This is a genomic window from Sphingopyxis sp. LC363 (genome assembly GCF_000756385.1).
Taxonomy (GTDB): Bacteria; Pseudomonadota; Alphaproteobacteria; order Sphingomonadales; family Sphingomonadaceae; genus Sphingopyxis.
On record NZ_JNFC01000017.1, the window covers coordinates 41,654 to 62,805 of the forward strand.

Sequence of the window (21,152 nt, forward strand, 5' to 3'; positions counted from 1 at the left end):
GCAAGGCATCCAATAAAGTCACGTCAGAAGCGGCCCGTGGTCGCCAGCACGAACCCGCCCGCGCCCGCCTTGAACCCGAGCGCGGCGAGCGCCGCCGCCATCGCCGGGTCGCGGTCGACATTGATCGCGAATTGCGCGCGATAGGCGCCGCTGCCGTCGAACGACAGCGTCAGCCTTTCCATGCCTGACTGGCTGGCAAGCGCGGCCTGCGCGCGCCCGTTCACGCAGCTGAGCGAACCCGACAGGCCGCGCGACAGATCGAGGCCGGCGATGGGCGCGCTGACCACGAGCCGGATCCGGCCGCCGGCGACGACGCATTTGCCCGTATCGTCGAAACGCACCGTCGCGCCTTCGAAACTGATCCTGTCCACCGGGACCGCGCCCAGCCCGCCCGCCATCGACGTCGTGCCGCTCACGTCGGACACGCCGCGCGGATCGCTGCCATAAAGGCGCCCGGCGAGCGCCCCCAATCTGTCATCGGTGCGCGCGAAAGCCAGTTCGACATTCCCGCCGAGAAGCGCGAGCGGCGAAAGGCTCGCGCGCACGGTTCCGAGCGGCAAGGCTCCGAACCGCGCTTCGACGAGTTCGCCCGACCAGACCGAGCCGCGAACGTCGCGCGCCGCAACCCCCGCCTCAGTCGCGCCCGACCAGGCCAGCGCGAGCCGCATCGGGAAGGTCGCGATAAGGAGCAGCAGCGCAAGCACCGCCCCGGCGACGATCCATCCTCTGCGCGCGGTCATCGCCCGCCCTTCCGGAGTTCGGCCGTCAGCCCGACGGTGCCGTCGGCGGCGGGGGTGATCGTCATTTGATCGACGACGAAGCCCTGCGCTTCGAGCGAAGCGAGCCAGTCGATCAGCACCGGCGTCTTGGCGGTCGCGATGGCGATCGTCGCCTGCCCGGCGCCCCGCGCCTCGTTGCGGTCAAGCGTCAGCCCGATCTCACCCGCCGATTGTGCAAGATATTGGTCGATCGCTTGCGCCTCTGCCGCCGCCGCACCCGATTTCGCGGGGGTCCGGCCGAGCAATTGCACCTTGGCCTTGACCCGTCCCTCGCGCTCGATCGCGGCGCGATGCTGGCTTTCGAGATCGATGAACCCCGCAACCGCGGGACGGGCGAGGCCCCAGATCAACACGCCAAGCGCCAATACGCCCGCAACGCCGACAAGCCAGCGTTCGCGCAGCGAAAGCCCGTTCCACCAATTTTTGAGCTTGTCGGTCATGGCACCGCCCGGATCGTCACATTGGCCATCTGCTGGCCGTCGCTGCCCGCCATCGGCTGCGCGGTGATGCGATAACCGCGCGCCTGCAGCGCGAGCAGCACCTGGTTGATATCCTCGACGCGCGGCGCGGCGAGCGTCGTCGTCAACGTCCCGTCGGTGCGGTGCGACAGCGTCTTGAGCGACACGCCGGGCGCATCGCCCATCGCATCGTAAAGCGCCGAGGCCGGAACCGAGAAAGCCAGCGGTCCGCCGCCGGCCGCCGCGAGGCGGCGGTCGAGTTCCGCCTCCGCCGCAGTGGCGTCGCTCGCCGTAACCCCGCCCTTTTTCGCCATCGCCACGACCGTCTCGTCGGCGCGGCCGGTGTCGGAAACGAGCCGCACCGCATGGACGACGGGAATGAGCAGGCTCACGACGACGAGCGCGATCAGCAAATATTTCGCTATCCGCAGCAGCGCCGGATCGACGGCCCAGCTTCGCTTGGGCTTCCATCCGCCGCTGAGCAGGTCGAGCGGCGGCGCGGCGAGCGTTAGCAACAGCGCTTCGCGCATCCGGTCGGGATCGAGCGGGGCGATGTCATGGCTACCCGCAATCAGCGCGTCGAGCTCGGGATCCGAGCGATAGGCGCGGTCGGCGCTGCGCACGATCTGCTCGCCGCCGACCTCTGCGGTCCACAGCATATCGGGCTCGGGCGGCGGCACCGCGGCGGCGGCGGGGATGACGGCGACGGGCGACAGATCGCGGGCCTTCAGCCATTCGGTCCACCCGGCCATGGCGGCATGGGTCGTGACCGCTACCGGGACGGCCTGTCCCGCGCCCGCCGGATGGCCCGTGACGACATGCAGCGATGCGGCATCGCCCAGGCTGTCCTTCAGCGCATCGATCCGCGCCGCGGCGGCAGCTTGCGCGGGCGCGGCGTCGGGATAATGGAGCCAGCGCAGCGGCACGTCGGCGGCGGGCGCCAGCGCGACCAGCCGGTCGTCGGCGCCATCATCCTGCGGCTTCTCCCACGCGCCAACCCAGCCGTCGTCCTGTCCCGAATCGACGATCACGCCATCATCGATGCGCAGCCATGCGGGGTGCGGCGCGCCTTCCTCGCCGAGCGCCGCCACCGGGGGCAGCCATAAAACCAGCGTGCGCGACATTTAGGGCATGAATCCGCATACGGCGCCGTCGAGGCGCCGAAATGGCGAAGATATCGGCTTCGCGTGGCCGCAGCGGACGGTGGTTCCGTCTGCAAGGCCGCGCGGAGACGAGATCGAAGCCATTTCGGCGTCCCTCCGGGATTTGACCGATTTTGTCCATGGCTGCGTCAGCGAGCCTTGGAATATACTCATATGCCTGCGTCTCGCTTCCTTGCCCTGAACAAAATCGCTTCAAACCTCGACGGTGCCGTATGCGGATTCATGCCCTAGTCCGCCTCGCCCCAATCGCGGCGCACGATCACCGGCGGCGTCATTCCGGCAGACGGCGCCCCGCCATTGGCATCGATCAGCGAAACTGCGGTCAAGAAACCGTCCCCCATCGTCACGTTCGTCGTCAGCGCGAGCCAGCGGCTGGTCACGCCCGCCTGTTCGGCAACATCACTCGGAGGCTTGCGGCCGTCGAACACACTCGCCTCCCAGAATCGCACGCTGCTGCCATAGCCGCCCGCGGGGCGCGCCGCCAGCGCCGTCCGTGCGTCGGCGATACCGATCTCGCCGGGCAGCAGCATCGCGACCAGCGGCGCCTGTTCGGGCGCAAGCGTATTGACGTTCAGCTTTACCGGATCGGTCACCGGCAGCACGCAGATCCAGGGCTTGAGCCGCGCATAGATCTTCGAGGTGACCCCGCGCACCGCGCGCAATTCGCTGACATCGGCCATCTTGCGGTTGGCGGGCAGATAGGCGCCCTGCATCGATCGATAGACATTATCCTCGGCACCCAGCCGGCCTTCGTTGCTGTCGCTGTCGATCCAGTCGGCCGCTGCGCCCGCAATCGCCTGCGCCTCTCCGTTTTCGATCCCGAGCAGCGTCATCAATTGGCCAAACTGACGCATCGCGCCCGATCGCTGACTGAACCGTCCCGGCACCGTTTCGGCGACCAGGCTGTTGAGGTTGAAGCAATTGTTCGCGTCGGTCAGCTTCGCCCGTCCTTCGCCGCCGGGCAGCGGCAGCGTGAAATCGCGCCCCAGCCAATTGCCCGCCAGCGTCAGTTTGGCCGGGTCGCGCCCGACAAGATCGGCGACCCGGCGCAGCGCGATCTGTTCGGCGGCGAAGGCATAGGCGCGTCCTTGATCGACCGTCGCGGCGCTGCCCGCGATGCGCGTAGCGAGTGTGAGGCGGTCGAGCGCCGTCGCGGCGATGACCGCCATCACCGCGACGAGCAGCAGCACGCTGAGCAGCGCAGCGCCGCGTTCACCTTTGGCATGGCGCTTCATGACGCCGGCGTCCCGATAGTGGGTGGCGGCAACGTCGGAGCGGTCAGGAACGACATCGTCAGCGTTTCGCGTCCCGTGCGCGTCAGTCGCACCTCCACCGCGCGCGGCAGCCGGTCGCCCGGCTCCGACGTCCAGTTTTCGTTCCAATTGCCGCGTTCGTCGCGATAACGCACGACAACCGCCGCAACCTCTCCCACGAGCCGGTCGCCTTCGCCCAGCGGGGTTCCGTCGAGCATCGGCTGCGTCGCGCGGCGCCACTCGCCCCCGACGAGCGCATAACCGACACGTTCGACGTTCGGACGCGAGCTGCCGTCGAGAGAGCCGGCGCCGCCATGGACGAAGGCAAAGCCGTTCGACGACCCGATGAAAGCAGGAATGGCTTCACCCGCCGGACCGCGCGTCGAGCGTTGGACCGCCTGCGCCAGATCGTTCGCCATCACGGCGCGGAGCCGGTTGATGCCGCCCATCGCCTTCAGCCGTTCCTGCACTGCGTCTTGGGTGTCGACGCTGCTGCGCAGGAGGCCGACGCCCATCGCCGCGATCGCCGCGAAAATGGAAAGCGCGACGAGCATCTCGACGAGGGTGAAGCCGCGTTCGCCTTTCATCGCGATGGCCGGATGATCGTCAGCGCCGCCTGCCCGCGCCCGCTTTCGGATCGCACGAGCAGGTCGATGCGGAGCAGCGCGTCGTCGGCGGTCCTCGCAACGCGCTGTTCGACGCGCCAGTTGCGCCCGGCGTTGGAAACGCCGATCGCGCTGTTGCCGATTGTCGGCGGCGCGGGGTCGGTCCACAGCTCGACCGCGCGGTTCTGCGCGACGACGCCCGCCATCGTGCTTTCGTCGAGGTCGCCGGCGGTGCGGACCGCATAGGCGTCGAGGCGGACGAGCGCGAGCGCGGCGATGCTGATGACGCTGAGCGCGACGAGCATTTCGAGCAGGGTGAACCCGCTTTCATGCTCACCGGCCACGGCTGACCTCCCCGGTAGCAGAGACGCGCACGACCTCGCGCGCATCGCCCCCGGCAAGCACAATGGCCTGCGGGGTCGGGCTGGTGCCGACCCGGTCGAAGAGCAGGCGCGCCGCGCCGCGTCCGTCCCCCGCCGCAAAGCGGACGTCGCCGGGCCAGTTTCGCTGTTCGAAAGCACGGCCCGGCAGCACTTGCCATTCGCCGGCGACCCGCCGTTCGAACCCATAGCCCGAGGGCGCGAAATTGACCGCGACGCTGCGCCCCTCGATCACCGCGACATCCCGCGCGGCGGCAAGCCGCGCCGCAAGCCGGTCGGCCTCGCTGCGCACCGTGCGTTCCTCGCCCGGAATGGTGAGCACAACCGCGGTCGCGGCGAGCGCCATAATCGCGAGCACGACCATCAGTTCGACGAGAGTGAAGCCGCGATCATCGGCACTTGATCGCACCCCCGCGGAGGGCGTTCGGAGGCGCGGGACTCCGAACGCGGCCCAGACCTGACGCGGACGCGCCTCAGGCGTCGCTGCGAATATCCGCATTGTCGTCGGTCCCGCCGGGGGCGCCATCGGCACCGAGCGACCAGACGTCGAACGCCTTTCCGTTCGGCCCCGGCGCCTGATAATTATAGGGGCGCCCCCACGGATCGGCGGGCAGTTTCTTGATATAGCCGCCGCGGCGATAGCGTTCGGGCTGGGCCAGCGCAGGAGGTGCGGTGACAAGCGCGTTCAGCCCGTCGGTAGAAGCCGGATAGACCAGATTGTCGAGCCGATATTGTTCGAGCGCATTTTCGAGCGTCGCGATATCGGCCTTCGCCTTGGTCACCATCGCCCGGTCCTGGCTCGGGAGGACGTTGATCATCACCACGGTCGCGAGCAGCCCGATGATGAAGATGACGACCATCAATTCGGTCAGCGTGAAGCCGCGCTCGTCCTTCTTGCGGCGGCGGTGAACGGGGGAGCGGCCCCGATCCGAAAAGGACGTATCGAGCATCAGGTGAAGGAATAGCTTCATCAGCGACATTTTCATAGTCCGGCTAGATTCTGCAACTGAAGGATCGGCAGCAGAATGGCGAGGATGATCAGGGCCACGCACGACCCCATAACGACAATTATGACAGGTTCGAGAAGCGCCATCGACGCGGCCGTAAAACGGTCGAATTCGCGCTCGAGATAATCGGCCGCGCGTTCGAGCATCACCTCGAGCCGCCCGGCGCTTTCGCCGCTCGCGGTCATATAGACGAGCAGCGGTGGGAACACCCCGGCGTCGCGGAGCGCGGCCGAGAGGCCGCCGCCGGCGCGCACCTGATCGACGATGTTGGCGGTCGCGCCGGCGAGCGCGGCGTTGCGGATCGTCGGCACGGTCAGTTTCAGCCCTTCGACAAGCGGCAGGCGGCTCGACACCATCGTCGACAGCGTCCGCGCGAAGCGCGCCGCGTAGAGGTCGCGGAGGAGGCGCCCCAAGAGCGGCAGGCGGAGAAGGCGGGCATCGACCGCGGCCTTGAACGCCGGACGGCGCAGCGCGGCGGCCCAGCCGAACGCGGCAGCGACGATGAGCAGCGCGATCAGCCACCACCAATTGGCGGCGAAGCTGGAGATCGCGATCACCGCGCGGGTCAGGAAAGGCAGCTGCTGGCCGGTGTCGGTGAACTGTTCGACGACGCGCGGGACGACGAAGATCATCAGCGCCGCGACGACCCCGATCGCGACGATCGCGAGCACGATCGGATAGGCGAGCGCGGCGATCAGCTTGCCGCGCACTTCGGCCTGGCGTTCGAGCAGGTCGGCGAGGCGCGCGAGGATCGTGGTGAGGCTGCCGGTCGTTTCGCCCGCTGCGACCATTGCGCGATAGAGCGGCGGAAAGCTGCCGGGCTGGCGACCCATCGCGTCGGCGAGGCGGCGGCCTTCGAGCAGGCCGGCGTGGACGTCGCCGATAATCGCGCGCGCGCTTTCGGCCTCGCTCTGACGCGTCAATGTGCGCAGCGCCTCTTCGAGCGGCGCGACCTCGGCGAGCGTCGCGAGCTGGCGGGTAAAAAGCGCCAGTTCCTTGGCTGACAGTTTGGTCTTGCGGAACGCGAGCAGCGAGCGACCGGCGGGTTTCGCTCCGGCGGCTTCGACCGCAACGATGTGGAATTTCCGCCGCACCAGATCGGCGCGCGCGGCCTCGTCGTTCGCGGCGGTCAGCCGTCCCTTGCGCTCGCGGCCTTGGGGATCGATCGCCACATAGCGATAATCAGGCATCGACATCCTCGCGCCGCGCGATGCGGATCGCCTCTTCTGCGGTCGTCAGCCCCTTCGCGACCATCGACCGCGCCGCCGAGGCGAGCGTCGGCGATTTGAGGAAGGCGTGCTTGGCGATCATCGCCTCGTCGCCGCCGGCGTAGATATAGCGGCGCACCGTCTCGTCGACCTTGATCGCCTCGAACACGCCGATGCGCCCCTTGAAGCCGGTGCCGCCGCACGCCTCGCAGCCTTTGGGGCGCCAGATGACGGTTCCGATGTCGAGGCCGAGCATCGCGGCGACGCTGTTGTCGGCCTGGACGGGTTCGCGGCAATTTTCACAAAGTTTGCGCACAAGTCGCTGCGCAAGAACGGCCCGGAGAGTCGAAGCCAGAAGAAAAGGCTCTACTTTCAAATCTTTAAGTCGCGTTATTGCGCCGACCGCATCATTGGTGTGGACCGTCGAGAGGACGAGGTGGCCTGTGAGCGAGGCTTGCACCGCGATGTCGGCGGTTTCGCGGTCGCGGATTTCGCCGACCATCACGACATCGGGATCCTGGCGCAGGATCGCGCGCAGACCCGCGGCGAAGTCGAGCCCGACCTTGCTGTTTACCTGCGTTTGTCCGACCCCGTCGACGGCATATTCGACCGGATCTTCGACGGTCAGGATATTGCGCTGGCCGTCGTTGAGTTGCTTCAAGGCGGCGTAGAGCGTCGTCGTCTTGCCCGAGCCCGTCGGGCCGGTGACGAGGATGATGCCATTGGGTTCGGCGAGCGCCTCGCGCAATATCTGATCGGCGGCGCCCGACAGACCGAGCACGTCGAAGTCGATCCCCGCCGTGTCCTTGTCGAGAATACGCATCACGACCCGCTCGCCCGCGCGGCTCGGCAAGGTCGAGACGCGGACGTCGACCGCTTTCCCCGCGAGCGTCAGCCCGATGCGGCCGTCCTGCGGCACGCGGCGTTCGGCAATGTCGAGGCGCGCCATCACCTTGATGCGGCTGACGACGACGGGGGCGACATGCGGCGGCATGCGGAGATGCTCGCGCAGCACGCCGTCGGCGCGCATCCGCACGACAAGCCCGCTTTCATAGGGCTCGATGTGGATGTCGCTGACCCCCTGCCGCACCGCTTCGGCGATGATCGCGTTGATCAGGCGGATCGCCGGGGCGTCGTCGGCGCTGTCGAGCAGATCCTCCGCGCTGGGGATGCCGAGGTCGAGGTCGCTGCCGTCGAGCGAGCCCGCCATCGCGGCGGCCGAGCTGTCGACGGCATAATGGTCGGAGAGCAGCCGGTCGAAATCGGCGGCATCGGCGGTCGCGACGCGGAGCGGCTGCGCGAGATAGCGTTTGACCTCGATCAGCACCGCGGGATCGCTGCCCTCACGCAGCGTCGCGAGCCACACGCCGTTTTCGCCCGGCGCGATGACGACGCCATGCGTGCGCGCGAAACCGTAGGGAATATCAACCGGCGCCGGGGAAGGCGCCGCCGGTTCGATGTCGGTCACGGATAGTCTCCGGCAGGCGGGGCGGGCGCCTCGGACGTCGAGGGCGGAACATCGGTCGTGATCACGCTGCCGTCGGGGCGGCGCAGTTCGGGGAGGTTGACCGGGCCGACCGTCACGTCGGCCGGCGTCGGCGGCGACGGCGGCGTCGTGCCCATATAGTCACGCACCAGCGTGTCGATCGCGGGTTCGACATCGGGATTCCGCTGGAGCTGGAAGTCGCGGATATAGCCGTAGCGGCGCGCGGTGAGCGCGGCATTGTCTTCGCGGCTCTTGAGGATGGTCGGGCGGATGAAGACCATCAGGTTGGTCTTTGACCGCGTCCGGCTGCGCGACTTGAACAGTTCGCCGATCAGCGGAATATCGCTGAGGAGCGGAATCCGCTCGATCGTCTTGCGCTCGTCGTCGTTGAGCAGCCCCCCGATCGCGAGGATTTCGCCGTCGTCGACGGTCAGCACGGTTTCGAACGCGCGCTTGTTGATGATGAGGTCGCTGTTGCGCGACGACACCGGCCCCGCGACGCTCGACACTTCCTGGCGGAGGAACAGCTTGACCTCGCCCGCGCCGTTGACCTGCGGCGTCACGTCGAGCTTGATGCCGACCTCTTCGCGCTGGACGGTGCGGAAGGCTTCGTCGAAATTGTCGCTGAGCGCCTCGCCCGTCGTGATCGGCACTTCCTGCCCGACGAGGAATTTCGCCGCCTGATTGTCGAGCGTGACGATATGCGGGGTCGCGAGCAGGTTCGACGTCGTGTCCGATTTCACCGCGTTGATGATCGCGCCGAAGATCGTGTTCTTGCCGATGTCGCCCGCAAAGCCAGCGAAGCCGCCCGTGGCCTGAAGCAGCTGCGCCGCCGCGGCCTCCTGAAACGCGTCGCCGAGCGCGCTCGACGTCGTGGTCACCACGGTCGTACCGTCGGTGGTCGTCGTTTCCTCGCTGATCTGCGTCGAGGCATAGGCGCCGCCGAGCGTCAGGATATTGGGCGACGCATTGCTGTAGCTCGTCGCAACGAACGGGATATTCTTGCCGCCGAGCAGGAACTGGACGCCCAGCTTCTTGGCCGCGTCGTCGCCGATCTCGACCACGATCGCCTCGACGAGCACCTGTTGCCGCCGGCTGTCGAGCTGGCGGATCAGCTCGCCGAGCATCCGCTGCACTTCGCTGTTCGCCGCGACGATGATCGCGTTCGCGCCCTCGTAGCGCGTGACGATCGCGGGACCGCGAGTCGAGATGCTGCCGCTGCCGCCCGCGCCGGTCGAGGTCGCGGCGGGTGCGGCGGCGGGCGCGGGTGCGCTGCCGCCATTCGAGGAAGAAGTCGAGGTCGAGGCGGACGCAGGCGGCAGGCCCGCCTTTTGCGCGGGGTCGCTGCCGCCGCCGATCAGCTGCTGGAGCGTCGGGAGCAATGTCTCGGCATTGGCATGTTCGAGCCAATAGACGCGCAGTTCGGTGCCGCCCGCAGCCTTGGCATCGAGATCATTCGCCATCGCGACGAAGCGCGCGACGAGCGCCTGATCGCCCCTGAGCGCGATCGCATTGCTGCTGTCGATCGGCACGATCGCGACCGGCGCGCGCGCGCCCTCCCCCGCCGCGGGCACCAGCGCGGCGAGCGCGGCAGCGATTTCGCGTGCCCCGGCGTTCTTGAGCGTGACGATCTGGCTGGTCGAACTGTCGCGGTCGATGCTGGCGGCGAGCGACCGGATGCGGCGGATATTGTCGGCGAAGTCGGCCACGACGAGGCTGTTGGCGTTGCGGTTCGCGGTGAGCGAGCCCTGCGGGCTGACGAGCGGGCGCAGCGTTTCGACCGCCGCGACGGCGTCGATATGCCTGAGGCGGATGATTTCGGTGACGAACTGGTTCTGCGCCGCGCGCGCGCTGCCGATGCGGCCGGGCTGCGATGCCGCGCCGTCGATCGGCTGGATGCGATAGCTGCCGTTCGGCCCCGGCACCGCGACGAGGCCGTTCGAACGGAGGGTTGCGAGGAAAATCTCGAAATATTCGCTGCGCGACAGCGGCCGGTCGGTGACCACCGACACCTTGCCGTTGACGCGCCCGTCGATCACGAAGGTGCGTCCGGTGATCCGCGCCGCATCCTGGATGAAGGCGCGAATATCAGCGTCGCGCACGTTCAGCGTATATTGGGCGACCGCAGGCGCCGGTGTGGCGGAAACGAGCGCGGCGGCAAGCATGAGCGAGAGTTTAAGACGCATAGAACCTATTGCTTCGAAAGGAAGATGGCGACGGGAACGACGCTGGCGCCGCGTTCGACCTCAAGCGCGATACGCGCGCCCGGGGCAAGTTGATTGGCAAGCGCCGCGACGTCGCTCGCCGAGGTGATCGGGCGGCCGCCGACCGAGCGGATGACGTCGCCGGGGCGCAGACCCGCGGCGCGGAAGGTGGCGCCGTCGCCCTGCGGCTGGACGACGATGCCGGTGATGCTACCCTCTTCGGCGCGCGGCGCAAAGGCGACGCCCGCCTTGATCGCTGCGGGGGTCATTTCGCCGCTGGTGGCCGACGGCGCCGCGCCGATTTCGGGCGTCGGCGCGGGGAGCGCCGTTCCCGGACTGGCGACGGGCGCCTCACCGCTCTGGTCGAGAAACAGGCTTTCGCGCGCGCCGCCGCGATCGAGCAGCACATGGTCGAACGCGACGCCGGCAAGCTTCAGCCCCGGCGCGATCTCGTCGCCGACGGCATAGCTCGTCTGCACCCCGTCCTCGCCCGCGATGATCGCCGACCCGCCGCCCGTCGCTTCGTTGAGGTTGATCCCGAACAGCGTGAGCCCGGCCGAGGTCACGGTCGCGGTGGCGGGACCCTGAACATTGCCGCGGAAAAAGGGATCGAGGCTAGTGAAGAGCGAACGCCGTTCGGCGGGCGATGCGATGACGGCGGTCTGCGGCTGCCACGCGCCGAGCGGCGAGAGCGGCGTGAGCAATGTCCAGAGCAGGCGGACGCCTTGCCAGATCAGGAGCGCGCCGAGCAGGCCGACGAGCAGGTGCGGCCAGATTTCGCGCGGGGTCCGCTTGCGAACGCGGAGCCACGAGGGCAGCGCGCGCGGCAGCCGAACGGCCGATCCGGACATCAGCGTTGCCATGTGGTTATCTGTCCCCCAACCGAAAGAGCATCTCGCGAATCGCCTAGGGGCGATTGGTGACAATCAGTTGACGGCAAGATTACAGTTTTTTGTCAGCCGGGCGAGTCCGGTGCGGTGGGGCGCTTCGCATAAGCCTCTCCCCTTTAGGAGTGTCAGGTCGGTCATGCCCCCGGCATGACCTAAACCGTCCGGGGGACGGTTTACCTGACACTGGGTTGGGGTGGGGGCCATCGGCCTTGCGCAAGGCCGATGGCCCCCACCCGCTGCGACTAAGCCAGCAAGCTGGCAAGTCTCGCTGCCCTCCCCTGAAGGGGAGGGCGTCAGTTGGGTCAAAACTTGATCGAAGCGCTGAGCGAGAAGGTGCGGCCCAGCTTGTAGCGGTTGAAAAAGATCTTGTTGTCGCCCGAGGTCTGGACTTCCTGATATTTGCGCCCCGTGAGGTTGCGCGCCTCGAACTTCAGTTCGATTTCCTTGTTCAGGAGATTGATTCCCTGCCGCGCGACGAAGTCGAGCTGGATGCCGGGCTTTTCCTTGAGGTCGGGCTGGCCCGACGGGCCGCGGCTGGTCACGCGCGGGCTGGCGTAGGTCAGGAGCAGGGTCTGCTGCGAGAGCCGGTCCTGATCTTCGAGCCCGATCTGGAAATTGACCAGATGGTCCGACTGGCCGGTCAGCGGCGCCCCGTCGAAGAAGAAGTTCTCCGCATTCTGCACCACGCCGTTGATGACGGTCGTGTCGCCATCGCCGACCTTGATCTCCGATTTGGTGTAGGTGTAGTTGCCGATCAGCACGAGGCGGCGGCTTTGCCAGAAGGGCGAATCCGATAGCGTGTCGAGCGGAAGATATTTCTGCACTTCAAGCTCGGCGCCATAAAGGGTCGCCTTCGGCGCGTTGGCGTAGCTGCTGTTCACCGACGAGTCCGAAATCGAGGTATAGGTTTCGATCGGATTGTCGATCGACTTGTAGAAGCCGGCGACCGTCAGGCGCTGATCCTTGTCAAAATACCATTCATAACGGGCTTCGGCATTCCACAGCTCGCTGTCGGTCAGCGAAGGGTTACCACGGAACAGACGGTTCGATTCGGGATCCTGATAGACCTGTGCCACCAGTTCGCGGAACTGCGGGCGGGCAATCGTTTTCGATCCGTTGAGGCGCAGCTGCATATCGGGCGCGACTTCCCAGGTCAGCGTGACGCCCGGGAGCCAGTAATCATTGTCGAGGTTTGTTTCGACGATCGCCGACGATCCGGTGCCGAACAGGTCGATCGGGACAACGGTCTGCTTCGCCTCTTCATAGCGCACGCCGGCGTTGACATTGACGCCCGCCGTCAGCTCGGCCTGCACCTGCGCATAGCCTGCATGGGTGGTCAGCTTCGCATCGAAGGCCGCCGTGCCGTCCTGCGCCGAAGTTTCGAGCAGCGAGATGTCGTACAGCTGAATCGTCGCGTCGGAGAGCAGATAGTCGGGGCGCAGCTGCTGCACCTCGATCGGCAGGTTCGACGCGCGGAACTGGAAGGTGCGGCGTTCCGAAATGCGGTGCGTGTCGGTATAGGCATAACCGACCGTGGCGGTGATCCGCGGCGCCAGTTCGTACGACAGATCGACGCCGCCCGACCACAGATCCTCGTTGAGGTCCGAAAAGGCGATCGTCGCGTCGCCGCGGTTGCCGCCGAGGTCGTTAACGAACTTGTCGCCCACCGGGTCGCCCGGCTGGTTGGTGCGGACATAGGTGAAGCCGCGCTCATAGGGCGCCTCGCGCTGCGAATTGGCGTAGGCGCCGCGCAGGTCGAGCTTCAGCCGGTCGAATTTGAATTCGCCGACCAGCTGCGTATTGATCAGCTGGCGCTCGTACCAGGCCGTGTCCTGCTTCATGATGTCGCGGTCCGACTGGTTGGCGTCGGTACCGAGCGCGAGGCGCGCCTGCTTCAACGTGTCGCGGATATAGAGGTTGGTCCAGCGGATCTTGTGATCGCCAAGTTCGAGCCCGAAGCCGAGCAGCCCGTTCACCACGACACGATTGTCGGTGATGACGCGGTTATAGCTCGTCTGCGGGTCGCCCGAGAGGTCGTCGTTGACCGAGGTCTGCTGGAGCGTGTCGCGCGTGCGCCATTTGTTGCTGATCCCGGCGGTCGCGATGATCCCGAGTTCGCCATCGGGAAGCTGGATCGTCGTGCCGCCGGTGATGCCCGCCGACCAATTCACCGGGATATGGTTGTTCTGTTGCAGCAGCGTGGTTTCGGCGTTCACCAGCTCCATCTGGATCGCTTCGAGCTGGTCCTGCGAGAAATCGGCGCCTGCGAGGATCGGCTTGCCGCTCTTCAGCGCAGCGCTCAGCAGCGGCGGAACGTCGCGCGTGCCGTCGTCGAATCCCGTCCAGTCGGTGTCGCTGCCATAATAGGTATAGCCGAGTTCGTTGGTCGTCTCGCTGTCCCAGCCGATGCCGCCCGAGAAGGTGAGGAAGGTCTCGCGCGGGGTGGCCTTGGTCGTGAGGTTGATCACGCCGCCGCCGAATTCGCCGGGGAAGTTCACCGAGAAGCTCTTTTGCACGAGCGTCGAGTCGATGACGTTGGTCGGGAAGATGTCGAGCGGAACGACGCGCTTCAACGGTTCGGGGCTGGGCAGCGGCGATCCGTTGAGCAGCGCGAGCGAATAGCGGTCGCCGAGGCCGCGGACATAGACGAAACCGCCGCCGACGACCGACAGGCCGGTCACGCGCTGCAGCGAGCCCGAAATATCGCCTTCGCCGGTGCGCGCGATGTCGGCCGACGAAAGCGACGACACGACTTCGGGCGTCGCACGGACGATATTGGGGGTATAGCGGCCGGTGACGACGATTTCCTCGTCGGCGCCGCCGGGAATCGAAACATCCGCTTCTTCTTCGGGCGCCGCCGTGTCGTCGGCAACCGCTTCATCGGCAGCGGGCGGCGCATCGGCAGCGGGTTCGGCGCTGGCGTCCTGCGCGAGCGCGGCCGGCGCAACGAGCGCGGAACTAAGGAGAAGCAGGCTGGCGAAGATCGGCCGCTTGGTCATGGTGAAAATCCCCAAGGTATATGCAGGAAGGGAGCGGGCCAGCCCGTCAGGCGTGCCCGCTCCCCGTTTGGATCGCGAGCGATCAGGTCGTCGGGATGGCGCTGCAGCTGCCGCTCGACGTACCGAAGTCCGCCGTCGCCGAGTTGCAGGTCCAGCCCTGGTACCAGGTGTCGTTCGCGTCGCGGACCGCGCCGACATAGGCCGTGGTGTCAAAGAAGGACGCGATCGTCTTGGCGTCGAACGCCGCGAAACCCGTTTCGGTGGCGCCATTGACGAACAGGCTGGTCAGGCTGGGCGTGTAGTCGAAGCGGTTGTTCGTCCCGGCGGTGAAGATCGCCTGGACTTCGGCGTCCGTCACGGCCGGGCTGCCGCCGCCGCGGAACGGGCGGGCGGCGCTGCACTTCGCCGAGACCGAGAAGAAGCGCGGCGGCCCCTGTTCGTCGGCACCCGTCGTCTGCGTCGTCGACGTGCTGTCGATGCGGAAGCACGACGTATCGGTCGTCAGCAGGCCGTTCGCGAAGGTGTAGTCGGCACCGCCGCGGATGCGGATGGCGGCCGCATTGCTGTTGTTCGCGTTACGGTGGATGAAGGTGAAGTTCGAGATCGTCACATTCTGACGCGGCACCGCCTGTTCGTTGCCGTCCGAGTCGATTTCCATCATCGAGTCGCCAACCGTCCCGCCGGCCCGGCCGATCGCAATCGCATATTGGATATTGCCCTTGTAACCGACGTCGGTGTCGAAGGCGTCATCTTCGGCCCCGGTGACGATCATATGCTTGAAGTTCGGGCGGCCGCCGAAAACTTCCATGCCGTCGTCCGAGCTGTTGTGGATCTGGATGTGATCGAACTGGGTGCCCGAACCGACGCCCGACGGGGTCAGGCCCTGCAGTTCCTTGTCGGCGCTGAGGATGAAGCCCGAATAGCGGATTTGGACATAGGACATGCGGCCCGAATTGTCTGCCGGCTGCGCGCCGCCGTATAGTGCGTTCGACGTACCCTCGGTATCGCGTTCGCAATCGACGGTACCTTCGGCGGCGCCCGGTGCGAGGCAGTCGGTGACCGGCGCGCGGCCGAGCAGTACGACCCCGCCCCAGAGCTGCGAGGTGTTGTCGCCCGCCGAACCGACGACGTTGCCACGGCCGGTAAAGACGATCGGCTGCGTCGGGGTGCCGACGGCGTCGATCCGGTTGCCGCGGTTGACGACAAGGTACGAAACGCCCGTCGAACCGAAGATGGTAACGCCCGGATCGATCGTCAGCGTGACGGCAGTGTTGGTGCTAGCGGCGCCCTGATCGGTGCCGACGTCAACGCGGCCGGGCAGCGAATAGATGACGCCGTCCACCTTCGGGATCGCCGTCGTCGAATTGAAGCGCGCGGGGAAGCCGCAGTTGCGCCAGGTGCCTTCGTTACCGGCGATTGTGCCGAGGTCGGTCAGCTGGTCGGCACCGGCGATGCTCGGACAGGCGTCGGCCGGGGTCACGCCGGTCGGCGTGGGCGTCGGGGTCGGGGTCGGAGTGGGCGTCGGGGTCGGCGCGGGAATCACGATCACGCCTTCGCCCGGCGACGCAACGCCATCGGCGCCGCACGCCGCAAGAATGGAACAGGCCACGCCGCTGAGCATGACCAAACGAATGCGTGCGAAAGCCGCCATGAAAATCTCCGTCCCGGTGTGCGCCCCCAATCGGTCGAGCAGCGCCCCTGATGAAAAACACGCCGCGGGCGAGAAGAAGAATTGCTGACTCGCCCCCGGTGACGCCGCCACTAGGGTGATTCGATGACGGTCTGACGCCAGAGCCGTGACAGTTGCATGACTCTTTCGAGTCCGTTCGATGACAACGGCAGCCGTCGCGGCCTGCGTTTGCCGGCGCGCGCGAAAATAAAAGCGGCGAAGCTCGCTTGCATCCCCCTCAAAGCTTTGCTAGGCGCCCGCTCCTACCTGGTGCCGGACCCGATCCGGACCATCATGATGTGCGGTCGTGGCGGAACTGGTAGACGCGCAACGTTGAGGTCGTTGTGGCCGAAAGGCCGTGGAAGTTCGAGTCTTCTCGACCGCACCAATCAGTCCTAAGTATTTGGGATAGTTCAGTTTTTCTTCGAAACCCTCAGAAAATGGCAGGCTTCTGCGCCCGTTTCGAGGCGTCATTTTCATGCCTGAGGCGGGAGACGGAGATCTTGAACCGCACGACGCCGGGAATTAGCCGAAAGTCTCCGGCCTGAAAATTCGCGCCTCAATGGAATCGGGTGAGTTGCAGTCAGATCTGGTGCGCTCGACCAAGGCGGGCTGCGCCAATGTGGCGGTTAGCCGCTCAGACGCAGGACGGCATTGGCGATCCTGCGTTCTACGTTGAGAAGCTGGGTATCGAAAGTCATTCCAATTTCCGCCATGTGCCGCATGACGATGTCAGTGAACGCAGCTTCGGTGGCCTGCTTAGCATCGATTGCGGCGGGGTCGCCAGCTAAGGTCCGCACATCGACTTGAGTCTGGATGAGGAATTCGTCAAGCGTCATCGGGAATCAGGCTCCGAAGTGATCTAAATGTGGGTGCATAGGGCCAAAGCAACCGAACGGGATGCTCATAGCAACGATTTCAGCCGACGTCCGGAGAGATTGCCGTACTTGGCGAGTTGTTTGAATGCCCTTGCCTCCAGCTGACGTATCCGCTCGCGCGTCACACCCATGTCGCGGCCAATCTCTTCCAGCGTTTCGTCATTGCCTGTATCCAGACCGAACCTGCGTCGGATTCGGACAGCTCATCGAATGTGCTGTCCGATCCGGCGAGCGTCGCCTTGCCGCCGGTCAGATGCTGCCAGCGCCGGATCGCGACGTCGACATACCGTGGATCGAGTTCGATCGCGCGAGCCCGCCGACCCGTCTGCTCCGCCGCAATGATAGTCGTTCGAGCCCGAAAACGCGTCGAGGATGACCCCGCCGCGGCGCGAACAGTCGCGGATCGCGTCGGCAACCATCGCCACGGGCTTCACCGTCGGATGCATCGCGAGTTCCGCGTGTGGTCCTGATGCCTCGTTGCTTGTTTCGATCGTGTCGAGCCTGGAGGCGAGGGAGCAGATAATCATATTGCGCGACGATGTAGAGTTCCCGCAATTTGCCCAGCGGCGTCTTCTTGCGGCCTCGCTTCGCTCGTAAACGCCCTTTCAGTCCCTCGACGAGCAGATCACGAAACAACGGATCGGGAACGAGCTCAGCATCGGTTTCCAAAATCCGTACCAAGTCGTCGTTGAGGATCTCGAGCCCATCCCTCTTTCTGCGGTGCAACCAGCCGACGCTGGATGGATCGTACCAGTAGAAGGGACTGCTCTCGTCAGTCATGCGCGCCTTTGGACGGTCGCCGGAGCAACTCGTCGACGCCCACACCGAGACCTTGGGCGAATTTCTCGGCAAGAACGATGGTCGGATTCCTCAGACCGCGCTCGACGCCCGACACGTAGGTCCGGTCGATGCCCGCAACGAACCCGAATTCTTCCTGCGACAATCCCTTCTCCAGCCGAAGCCGGCGCACATTCGTGCCAAAGAGCTGCCGCACATCCATGCGCGCGACACGCCAGAATTTATGCCTATCGGTCCACGGACGATGAGTCACAATTTGCTCGACTTCCGGGCGTTGGGAAGCAATCTGGCGGCAATGCTGGACGAGCGCGCCTCCTATCTTGATTCTTCAGGCCTCGAGAAGGTTCTCGAGCACCGGTTCGTCGCCGAACTCGCGACGTCCCTGTGGATCGAAGGCTGCCGGGATGTCGAACTGCTCCGTTCGGAAGTTGATGCGCACGGATATGACCTCGTGATCGAGGCCAGAGGCACGATGCGGCACATTCAGCTCAAATCTATGGTTGCCGGCGGCAAGAAGCAGCATGTGACTGTGAATACCAGGCTGGCAGCCAAACCATCGGGTTGCGTGGTGTGGTTCGATTACGACCCGTACACGCTCGAGCTGGGCCCGTTCCGCTGGTTCGGAGGGGTTCCGGGAGCAGGATTGCCGAATACCGGTGATATTGTTGCCAAGCATTCGAAGGCCAATGCCTTGGGTCAGAAGAACGAGCGATCAGGTCATCGTGTAATTCGCAAGTCGAAGTTCCAGCAGGTCGATACCGTAGGCGCGCTCGTCCAGTTGCTTTTTGGTAACAAAACCATGCGCTAGATTGATGCGCTGGCCGTTGGGTATTCTCCAGCGGGCACACCTCCGGGAAGCAGCGGAAGCGCCTTCCCTGCTCCGCTGAAAACATTCGCTGTTATGCCAAGGTGCTTCCCTGTTTCGGGCGGGCCAATTCCCTGTTTTCGGCGGCAGGGAATTCCGCTCAAAAAGCCCAGAATTCTGCGCCTCTCACCCGACCATAATTCCGCAAAACTCGCCCGAATCGCAAGACTTCCCTGTAAATCGTCATTTATCAGGGAAATCGAAGCGAGACCGGAGCTGTCCGGACTGCGTCGCGCACCATCATCGCCGTTTGTGGCGTATCTTCAGTAGCTTGGCCAGAGGCGGGGAGAGAAAGCCCCGGCACCCCCTACAAGGGCGGGTGCGCGCAGAACGACGCCGCGGTGCCAAGGCGTAAACCCCGCCTGCGCATGATCGCGTCAAGCGTCTCGGTTTAGGCGGCGCGCGCGATGGTCGCGACGCACTCCGCGCCAGCGGCGCTGCCGATGAAAGCGCGACGGCCCAGCATCAGCCCCCCGGCGCCTGATCGTAGACGAGGCGGAAGCCGACGTTGCTCGTGCCGAGCCCGGGATCACGGCCCTGCCGCGAGGCCGGGCGATAACGCTGGCAATAATTGGGGGCGCAAAGATAGCTGCCACCCTTGACGGTGCGCGACGGCATGCCTGGGTTCAGCGGGTCATAGGCGTTGTTTTCGCTTGGGCCCCTGGGATTGTCCGTCTCGTCCGGGTTATGACCCGGCTTGAAAAAGTCCGACGTCACTTCCCAGACGTTGCCGACCATGTCGTAGAGCCCGTTGGCATTGGGCTTGTAGCAGCCGACCGGCGACACGCCCTTGAAGCCGTCGCTTGTCGCATTGTAGTTCGGGAAGGCGCCCTGCCAGCTGTTCGCTTCTTCAGGCTGGACGTTTTTCGACCGCTGCCCGGCGCTCGCCGCATATTCCCATTCGGCCTCGGTCGGAATCCGCCCGCCCGCCCATTTGGCATAAGCGACCATATCGTCCCACGCCAAGTGCACGACGGGTTCGTTGGCGACCTGGTCGGCACCGGTCGGACCATAGGGCTTTTTCCAGTTGGCCCCCGGAACATATTTCCACCAGTCGGCATAGTTGTTCGACGGAAAGTCGGGCGGGGTGAACACTGCCGACCCGGCCTTCAGCATATCGGCCGGAATCTGCTCGACGGGCACCTGAAACTGCTTCGGATCGACGGGCTTTTCGGCGACGGTGACATAGCCGGTCGCCTTCACGAACGCGGCGAACTGGCGGTTCGTCACTTCATGCGGATCGATCCAGAAGCCCGCGACCGTCGTCTTCCGCACGGGGCCTTCCTCGGCATAGACGTCGTCCTCGCCCATTTCGAAGGTGCCGCCGGCAAGCTTGACCGGCGTGTCGGCAATGCCCGGGCATTTGCGCGGCGCAGCGGCAGCGACCCGATTGTCTTCGGACTCGCTCTCGCTGCATGCGGATGCCGCGAGGAGGATGCCGGCGCCCACGACGGGCGCGAAGAAAAACAGGGGCGAGCGGGTCATGATCTTCTCCTGAGGCACCTTGGCATTGCCACCACAACCGGGGCTGAACGCCTTCGCGGCCAAGGTCAATGGGCGAGCGCGGGCGCTGCGCCAGCGGTCCGCTCGACCCGTACATGGCCGGTCACGACGAGCAACCAGCCGCTGCGCGCGGGCAAGGAGCGTTCATGACGGCGGCACCTAACAGCAGTCCCGAACCGCATCTTTGCCGACGATGGAACCGGAAGCCGGCAATTCCTGAAATCAAGCTTTTATCAACGCAGAGGCTGCTGAAGTGCGCCCCAAGTCGTTCATCAAATCTGATAATGGAAGATTCTCTGGTAGCGGAGGAGGGACTCGAACCCCCGACACGCGGATTATGATTCCGCTGCTCTAACCTGCTGAGCTACTCCGCCCCGTAAGGCCGCCGCATCGGGCGAGCCGCGCCTATAGGCAGGCTCGTCGCGCCGGTCAATATCATCTGCGCATGGCCCGAAAACTGCGCGCGAAGGCGGGCTCCCACGGGCCGCCGCGGTAGTGATACGCCGCGAGTCCGGTGATCGTAAGCGCGCGCGGACGGAAATCGGACGCCAGCTTCGCGAGCAGCGCGCGCGCCTTGGCTGCGGCGACCTTGTTCTGCACGGTGATGTGGAGCCGCGGCACCCCCCGGTCCTGTGCGGTCAGCATGTCCGCGAAATGGTCGGCGATACGCGCGCGGACCGTGAGCAATTCGGGGCTCTCGATGCGGAAGGCGACGCCCCGCCCCAGCGAATAGACTTCGCGCAGCGTCGCGGCGGGCGGCGGCGTGTCGGCGGCGATCCGGCGGAACAGGCGGCCGAGTTCGTCGAGGCACGACGGCGGCAGCTGGTGAAAGAGCGTGATATGCGCCGCGAGATAATTGCGTTCGGGCGGGAAGTGCGCAGCGCGCAGCGCGTCGAAAAAGCGCTGGTCCGCCGCACCCATCGTCGCGGTCGCGATGATGGGCACGGCGCCAGTGGTCCGGTCGGGAGGGGGGAGGTCCGGGCCATCTGCTTCGAGAGGGGATGGGC

21 protein-coding genes and 2 tRNA genes are annotated in these 21,152 nt (G+C 65.8%); 2 read left to right on the forward strand and 21 right to left on the reverse strand.

The window, feature by feature from the left end; genetic code table 11:
* Nucleotides 1–23: 23 nt before the first annotated feature.
* The 14 genes from gspN to FG95_RS08175 all read right to left on the reverse strand — a co-directional run bounded on the left by gspN (nt 24) and on the right by FG95_RS08175 (nt 16,083).
* The gene (gene gspN, locus FG95_RS08110) at nt 24–740 is read right to left on the reverse strand and encodes a type II secretion system protein N (protein WP_037555184.1); all 717 of its coding nucleotides are present in this window, start codon (nt 738–740) and stop codon (nt 24–26) included.
* Nucleotides 737–1,219 carry a type II secretion system protein GspM gene (gene gspM, locus FG95_RS08115; protein ID WP_037555186.1) on the reverse strand — a complete coding sequence of 161 codons (483 nt, stop codon included), beginning with the start codon at nt 1,217–1,219 and terminating at the stop codon, nt 737–739. Before gspM ends, gspN begins: the two co-directional genes overlap by 4 nt.
* Nucleotides 1,216–2,361, reverse strand: coding sequence for a type II secretion system protein GspL (gene gspL, locus FG95_RS08120; protein WP_037555188.1), 1,146 nt, complete (start codon nt 2,359–2,361; stop codon nt 1,216–1,218). The genes gspM and gspL overlap by 4 nt, the downstream gene beginning before the upstream one ends.
* Before the next feature lie 266 nt (nt 2,362–2,627).
* Nucleotides 2,628–3,635 (reverse strand): type II secretion system minor pseudopilin GspK, encoded by a 1,008-nt coding sequence (gene gspK / locus FG95_RS08125; protein ID WP_037555189.1) that lies wholly within the window; start codon nt 3,633–3,635, stop codon nt 2,628–2,630.
* Nucleotides 3,632–4,240, reverse strand: coding sequence for a type II secretion system minor pseudopilin GspJ (gene gspJ, locus FG95_RS08130; protein ID WP_037555190.1), 609 nt, complete (start codon nt 4,238–4,240; stop codon nt 3,632–3,634). Before gspJ ends, gspK begins: the two co-directional genes overlap by 4 nt.
* Nucleotides 4,237–4,602 (reverse strand): type II secretion system minor pseudopilin GspI, encoded by a 366-nt coding sequence (gene gspI, locus FG95_RS08135; protein WP_037555191.1) that lies wholly within the window; start codon nt 4,600–4,602, stop codon nt 4,237–4,239. Before gspI ends, gspJ begins: the two co-directional genes overlap by 4 nt.
* The gene (locus tag FG95_RS08140; protein WP_052182201.1) at nt 4,592–5,047 is read right to left on the reverse strand and encodes a GspH/FimT family pseudopilin; all 456 of its coding nucleotides are present in this window, start codon (nt 5,045–5,047) and stop codon (nt 4,592–4,594) included. The genes gspI and FG95_RS08140 overlap by 11 nt, the downstream gene beginning before the upstream one ends.
* 64 nt (nt 5,048–5,111) lie before the next feature.
* Nucleotides 5,112–5,618 (reverse strand): type II secretion system major pseudopilin GspG, encoded by a 507-nt coding sequence (gene gspG, locus FG95_RS08145; RefSeq protein WP_052182202.1) that lies wholly within the window; start codon nt 5,616–5,618, stop codon nt 5,112–5,114.
* 2 nt (nt 5,619–5,620) lie between these two features.
* Complete coding sequence (gene gspF, locus FG95_RS08150; RefSeq protein ID WP_037555218.1) at nt 5,621–6,835, reverse strand: type II secretion system inner membrane protein GspF; 1,215 nt, start codon at nt 6,833–6,835, stop codon at nt 5,621–5,623.
* Complete coding sequence (locus tag FG95_RS08155) at nt 6,828–8,321, reverse strand: GspE/PulE family protein (protein ID WP_037555194.1); 1,494 nt, start codon at nt 8,319–8,321, stop codon at nt 6,828–6,830. Before FG95_RS08155 ends, gspF begins: the two co-directional genes overlap by 8 nt.
* Nucleotides 8,318–10,525: a type II secretion system secretin GspD gene (gene gspD, locus FG95_RS08160; protein ID WP_037555196.1), complete on the reverse strand. Its 2,208-nt coding sequence runs from the start codon at nt 10,523–10,525 to the stop codon at nt 8,318–8,320. The genes FG95_RS08155 and gspD overlap by 4 nt, the downstream gene beginning before the upstream one ends.
* 5 nt (nt 10,526–10,530) lie before the next feature.
* Nucleotides 10,531–11,394 (reverse strand): type II secretion system protein N, encoded by an 864-nt coding sequence (locus FG95_RS08165; protein ID WP_235211499.1) that lies wholly within the window; start codon nt 11,392–11,394, stop codon nt 10,531–10,533.
* Between the two features lie 341 nt (nt 11,395–11,735).
* The gene (locus FG95_RS08170; protein WP_037555198.1) at nt 11,736–14,432 is read right to left on the reverse strand and encodes a TonB-dependent receptor domain-containing protein; all 2,697 of its coding nucleotides are present in this window, start codon (nt 14,430–14,432) and stop codon (nt 11,736–11,738) included.
* 82 nt (nt 14,433–14,514) lie between these two features.
* Nucleotides 14,515–16,083: a hypothetical protein gene (locus FG95_RS08175; protein ID WP_037555199.1), complete on the reverse strand. Its 1,569-nt coding sequence runs from the start codon at nt 16,081–16,083 to the stop codon at nt 14,515–14,517.
* A 319-nt stretch (nt 16,084–16,402) separates the two neighbouring features.
* Between FG95_RS08175 and FG95_RS08180 the strand changes: the two genes are divergently transcribed.
* A tRNA-Leu gene (locus tag FG95_RS08180) sits at nt 16,403–16,489 on the forward strand.
* Nucleotides 16,490–16,730: 241 nt separating this feature from the next.
* Here FG95_RS08180 and FG95_RS08185 read toward each other — a convergent pair.
* The 4 genes from FG95_RS08185 to FG95_RS08195 all read right to left on the reverse strand — a co-directional run bounded on the left by FG95_RS08185 (nt 16,731) and on the right by FG95_RS08195 (nt 17,979).
* On the reverse strand, nt 16,731–16,940 hold the full coding sequence (locus FG95_RS08185) for a hypothetical protein (protein WP_037555202.1): 210 nt from the start codon (nt 16,938–16,940) through the stop codon (nt 16,731–16,733).
* 65 nt (nt 16,941–17,005) lie between these two features.
* On the reverse strand, nt 17,006–17,173 hold the full coding sequence (locus FG95_RS20160) for a sigma factor-like helix-turn-helix DNA-binding protein (RefSeq protein WP_081933066.1): 168 nt from the start codon (nt 17,171–17,173) through the stop codon (nt 17,006–17,008).
* Nucleotides 17,174–17,182: 9 nt separating this feature from the next.
* Nucleotides 17,183–17,506 carry a DNA methyltransferase gene (locus FG95_RS20165; protein ID WP_327195727.1) on the reverse strand — a complete coding sequence of 108 codons (324 nt, stop codon included), beginning with the start codon at nt 17,504–17,506 and terminating at the stop codon, nt 17,183–17,185.
* Between the two features lie 245 nt (nt 17,507–17,751).
* Nucleotides 17,752–17,979 carry a helix-turn-helix domain-containing protein gene (locus tag FG95_RS08195; RefSeq protein WP_037555205.1) on the reverse strand — a complete coding sequence of 76 codons (228 nt, stop codon included), beginning with the start codon at nt 17,977–17,979 and terminating at the stop codon, nt 17,752–17,754.
* A gap of 42 nt (nt 17,980–18,021) precedes the next feature.
* On the opposite strand from FG95_RS08195, the gene FG95_RS08200 reads away from it, so the two are divergent.
* Nucleotides 18,022–18,585, forward strand: a complete 564-nt coding sequence (locus FG95_RS08200) for a hypothetical protein (RefSeq protein ID WP_200880173.1) — start codon at nt 18,022–18,024, stop codon at nt 18,583–18,585.
* Between the two features lie 522 nt (nt 18,586–19,107).
* On the opposite strand, the gene FG95_RS08205 is transcribed toward FG95_RS08200, so the two are convergent.
* The 3 genes from FG95_RS08205 to FG95_RS08215 all read right to left on the reverse strand — a co-directional run bounded on the left by FG95_RS08205 (nt 19,108) and on the right by FG95_RS08215 (nt 21,066).
* A complete protein-coding gene (locus FG95_RS08205) occupies nt 19,108–20,127 on the reverse strand; it encodes a formylglycine-generating enzyme family protein (protein ID WP_052182203.1) in 1,020 nt (339 codons plus the stop codon).
* Nucleotides 20,128–20,442: 315 nt separating this feature from the next.
* Nucleotides 20,443–20,519, reverse strand: a tRNA-Met gene (locus FG95_RS08210).
* 61 nt (nt 20,520–20,580) lie between these two features.
* Nucleotides 20,581–21,066 (reverse strand): 2'-5' RNA ligase family protein, encoded by a 486-nt coding sequence (locus FG95_RS08215; protein ID WP_052182204.1) that lies wholly within the window; start codon nt 21,064–21,066, stop codon nt 20,581–20,583.
* Nucleotides 21,067–21,152 lie beyond the last annotated feature (86 nt).

Bases quoted from the DNA above. Each gene is read 5' to 3' on its own strand.
- FG95_RS08200 (WP_200880173.1), top strand. From the start codon at position 18,022: ATGAGTCACAATTTGCTCGACTTCCGGGCGTTGGGAAGCAATCTGGCG.
- gspN (WP_037555184.1), bottom strand. From the start codon at position 740: ATGACCGCGCGCAGAGGATGGATCGTCGCCGGGGCGGTGCTTGCGCTG.
- gspM (WP_037555186.1), bottom strand. From the start codon at position 1,219: ATGACCGACAAGCTCAAAAATTGGTGGAACGGGCTTTCGCTGCGCGAA.
- FG95_RS08165 (WP_235211499.1), bottom strand. From the start codon at position 11,394: ATGTCCGGATCGGCCGTTCGGCTGCCGCGCGCGCTGCCCTCGTGGCTC.
- gspJ (WP_037555190.1), bottom strand. From the start codon at position 4,240: ATGAAAGGCGAACGCGGCTTCACCCTCGTCGAGATGCTCGTCGCGCTT.
- FG95_RS08170 (WP_037555198.1), bottom strand. From the start codon at position 14,432: ATGACCAAGCGGCCGATCTTCGCCAGCCTGCTTCTCCTTAGTTCCGCG.
- gspK (WP_037555189.1), bottom strand. From the start codon at position 3,635: ATGAAGCGCCATGCCAAAGGTGAACGCGGCGCTGCGCTGCTCAGCGTG.
- gspG (WP_052182202.1), bottom strand. From the start codon at position 5,618: ATGTCGCTGATGAAGCTATTCCTTCACCTGATGCTCGATACGTCCTTT.
- FG95_RS08195 (WP_037555205.1), bottom strand. From the start codon at position 17,979: ATGGATGTGCGGCAGCTCTTTGGCACGAATGTGCGCCGGCTTCGGCTG.
- gspF (WP_037555218.1), bottom strand. From the start codon at position 6,835: ATGCCTGATTATCGCTATGTGGCGATCGATCCCCAAGGCCGCGAGCGC.
- FG95_RS20165 (WP_327195727.1), bottom strand. From the start codon at position 17,506: ATGATTATCTGCTCCCTCGCCTCCAGGCTCGACACGATCGAAACAAGC.
- gspD (WP_037555196.1), bottom strand. From the start codon at position 10,525: ATGCGTCTTAAACTCTCGCTCATGCTTGCCGCCGCGCTCGTTTCCGCC.
- FG95_RS08185 (WP_037555202.1), bottom strand. From the start codon at position 16,940: ATGACGCTTGACGAATTCCTCATCCAGACTCAAGTCGATGTGCGGACC.
- FG95_RS08215 (WP_052182204.1), bottom strand. From the start codon at position 21,066: ATGGGTGCGGCGGACCAGCGCTTTTTCGACGCGCTGCGCGCTGCGCAC.
- gspL (WP_037555188.1), bottom strand. From the start codon at position 2,361: ATGTCGCGCACGCTGGTTTTATGGCTGCCCCCGGTGGCGGCGCTCGGC.
- FG95_RS08175 (WP_037555199.1), bottom strand. From the start codon at position 16,083: ATGGCGGCTTTCGCACGCATTCGTTTGGTCATGCTCAGCGGCGTGGCC.
- FG95_RS08205 (WP_052182203.1), bottom strand. From the start codon at position 20,127: ATGACCCGCTCGCCCCTGTTTTTCTTCGCGCCCGTCGTGGGCGCCGGC.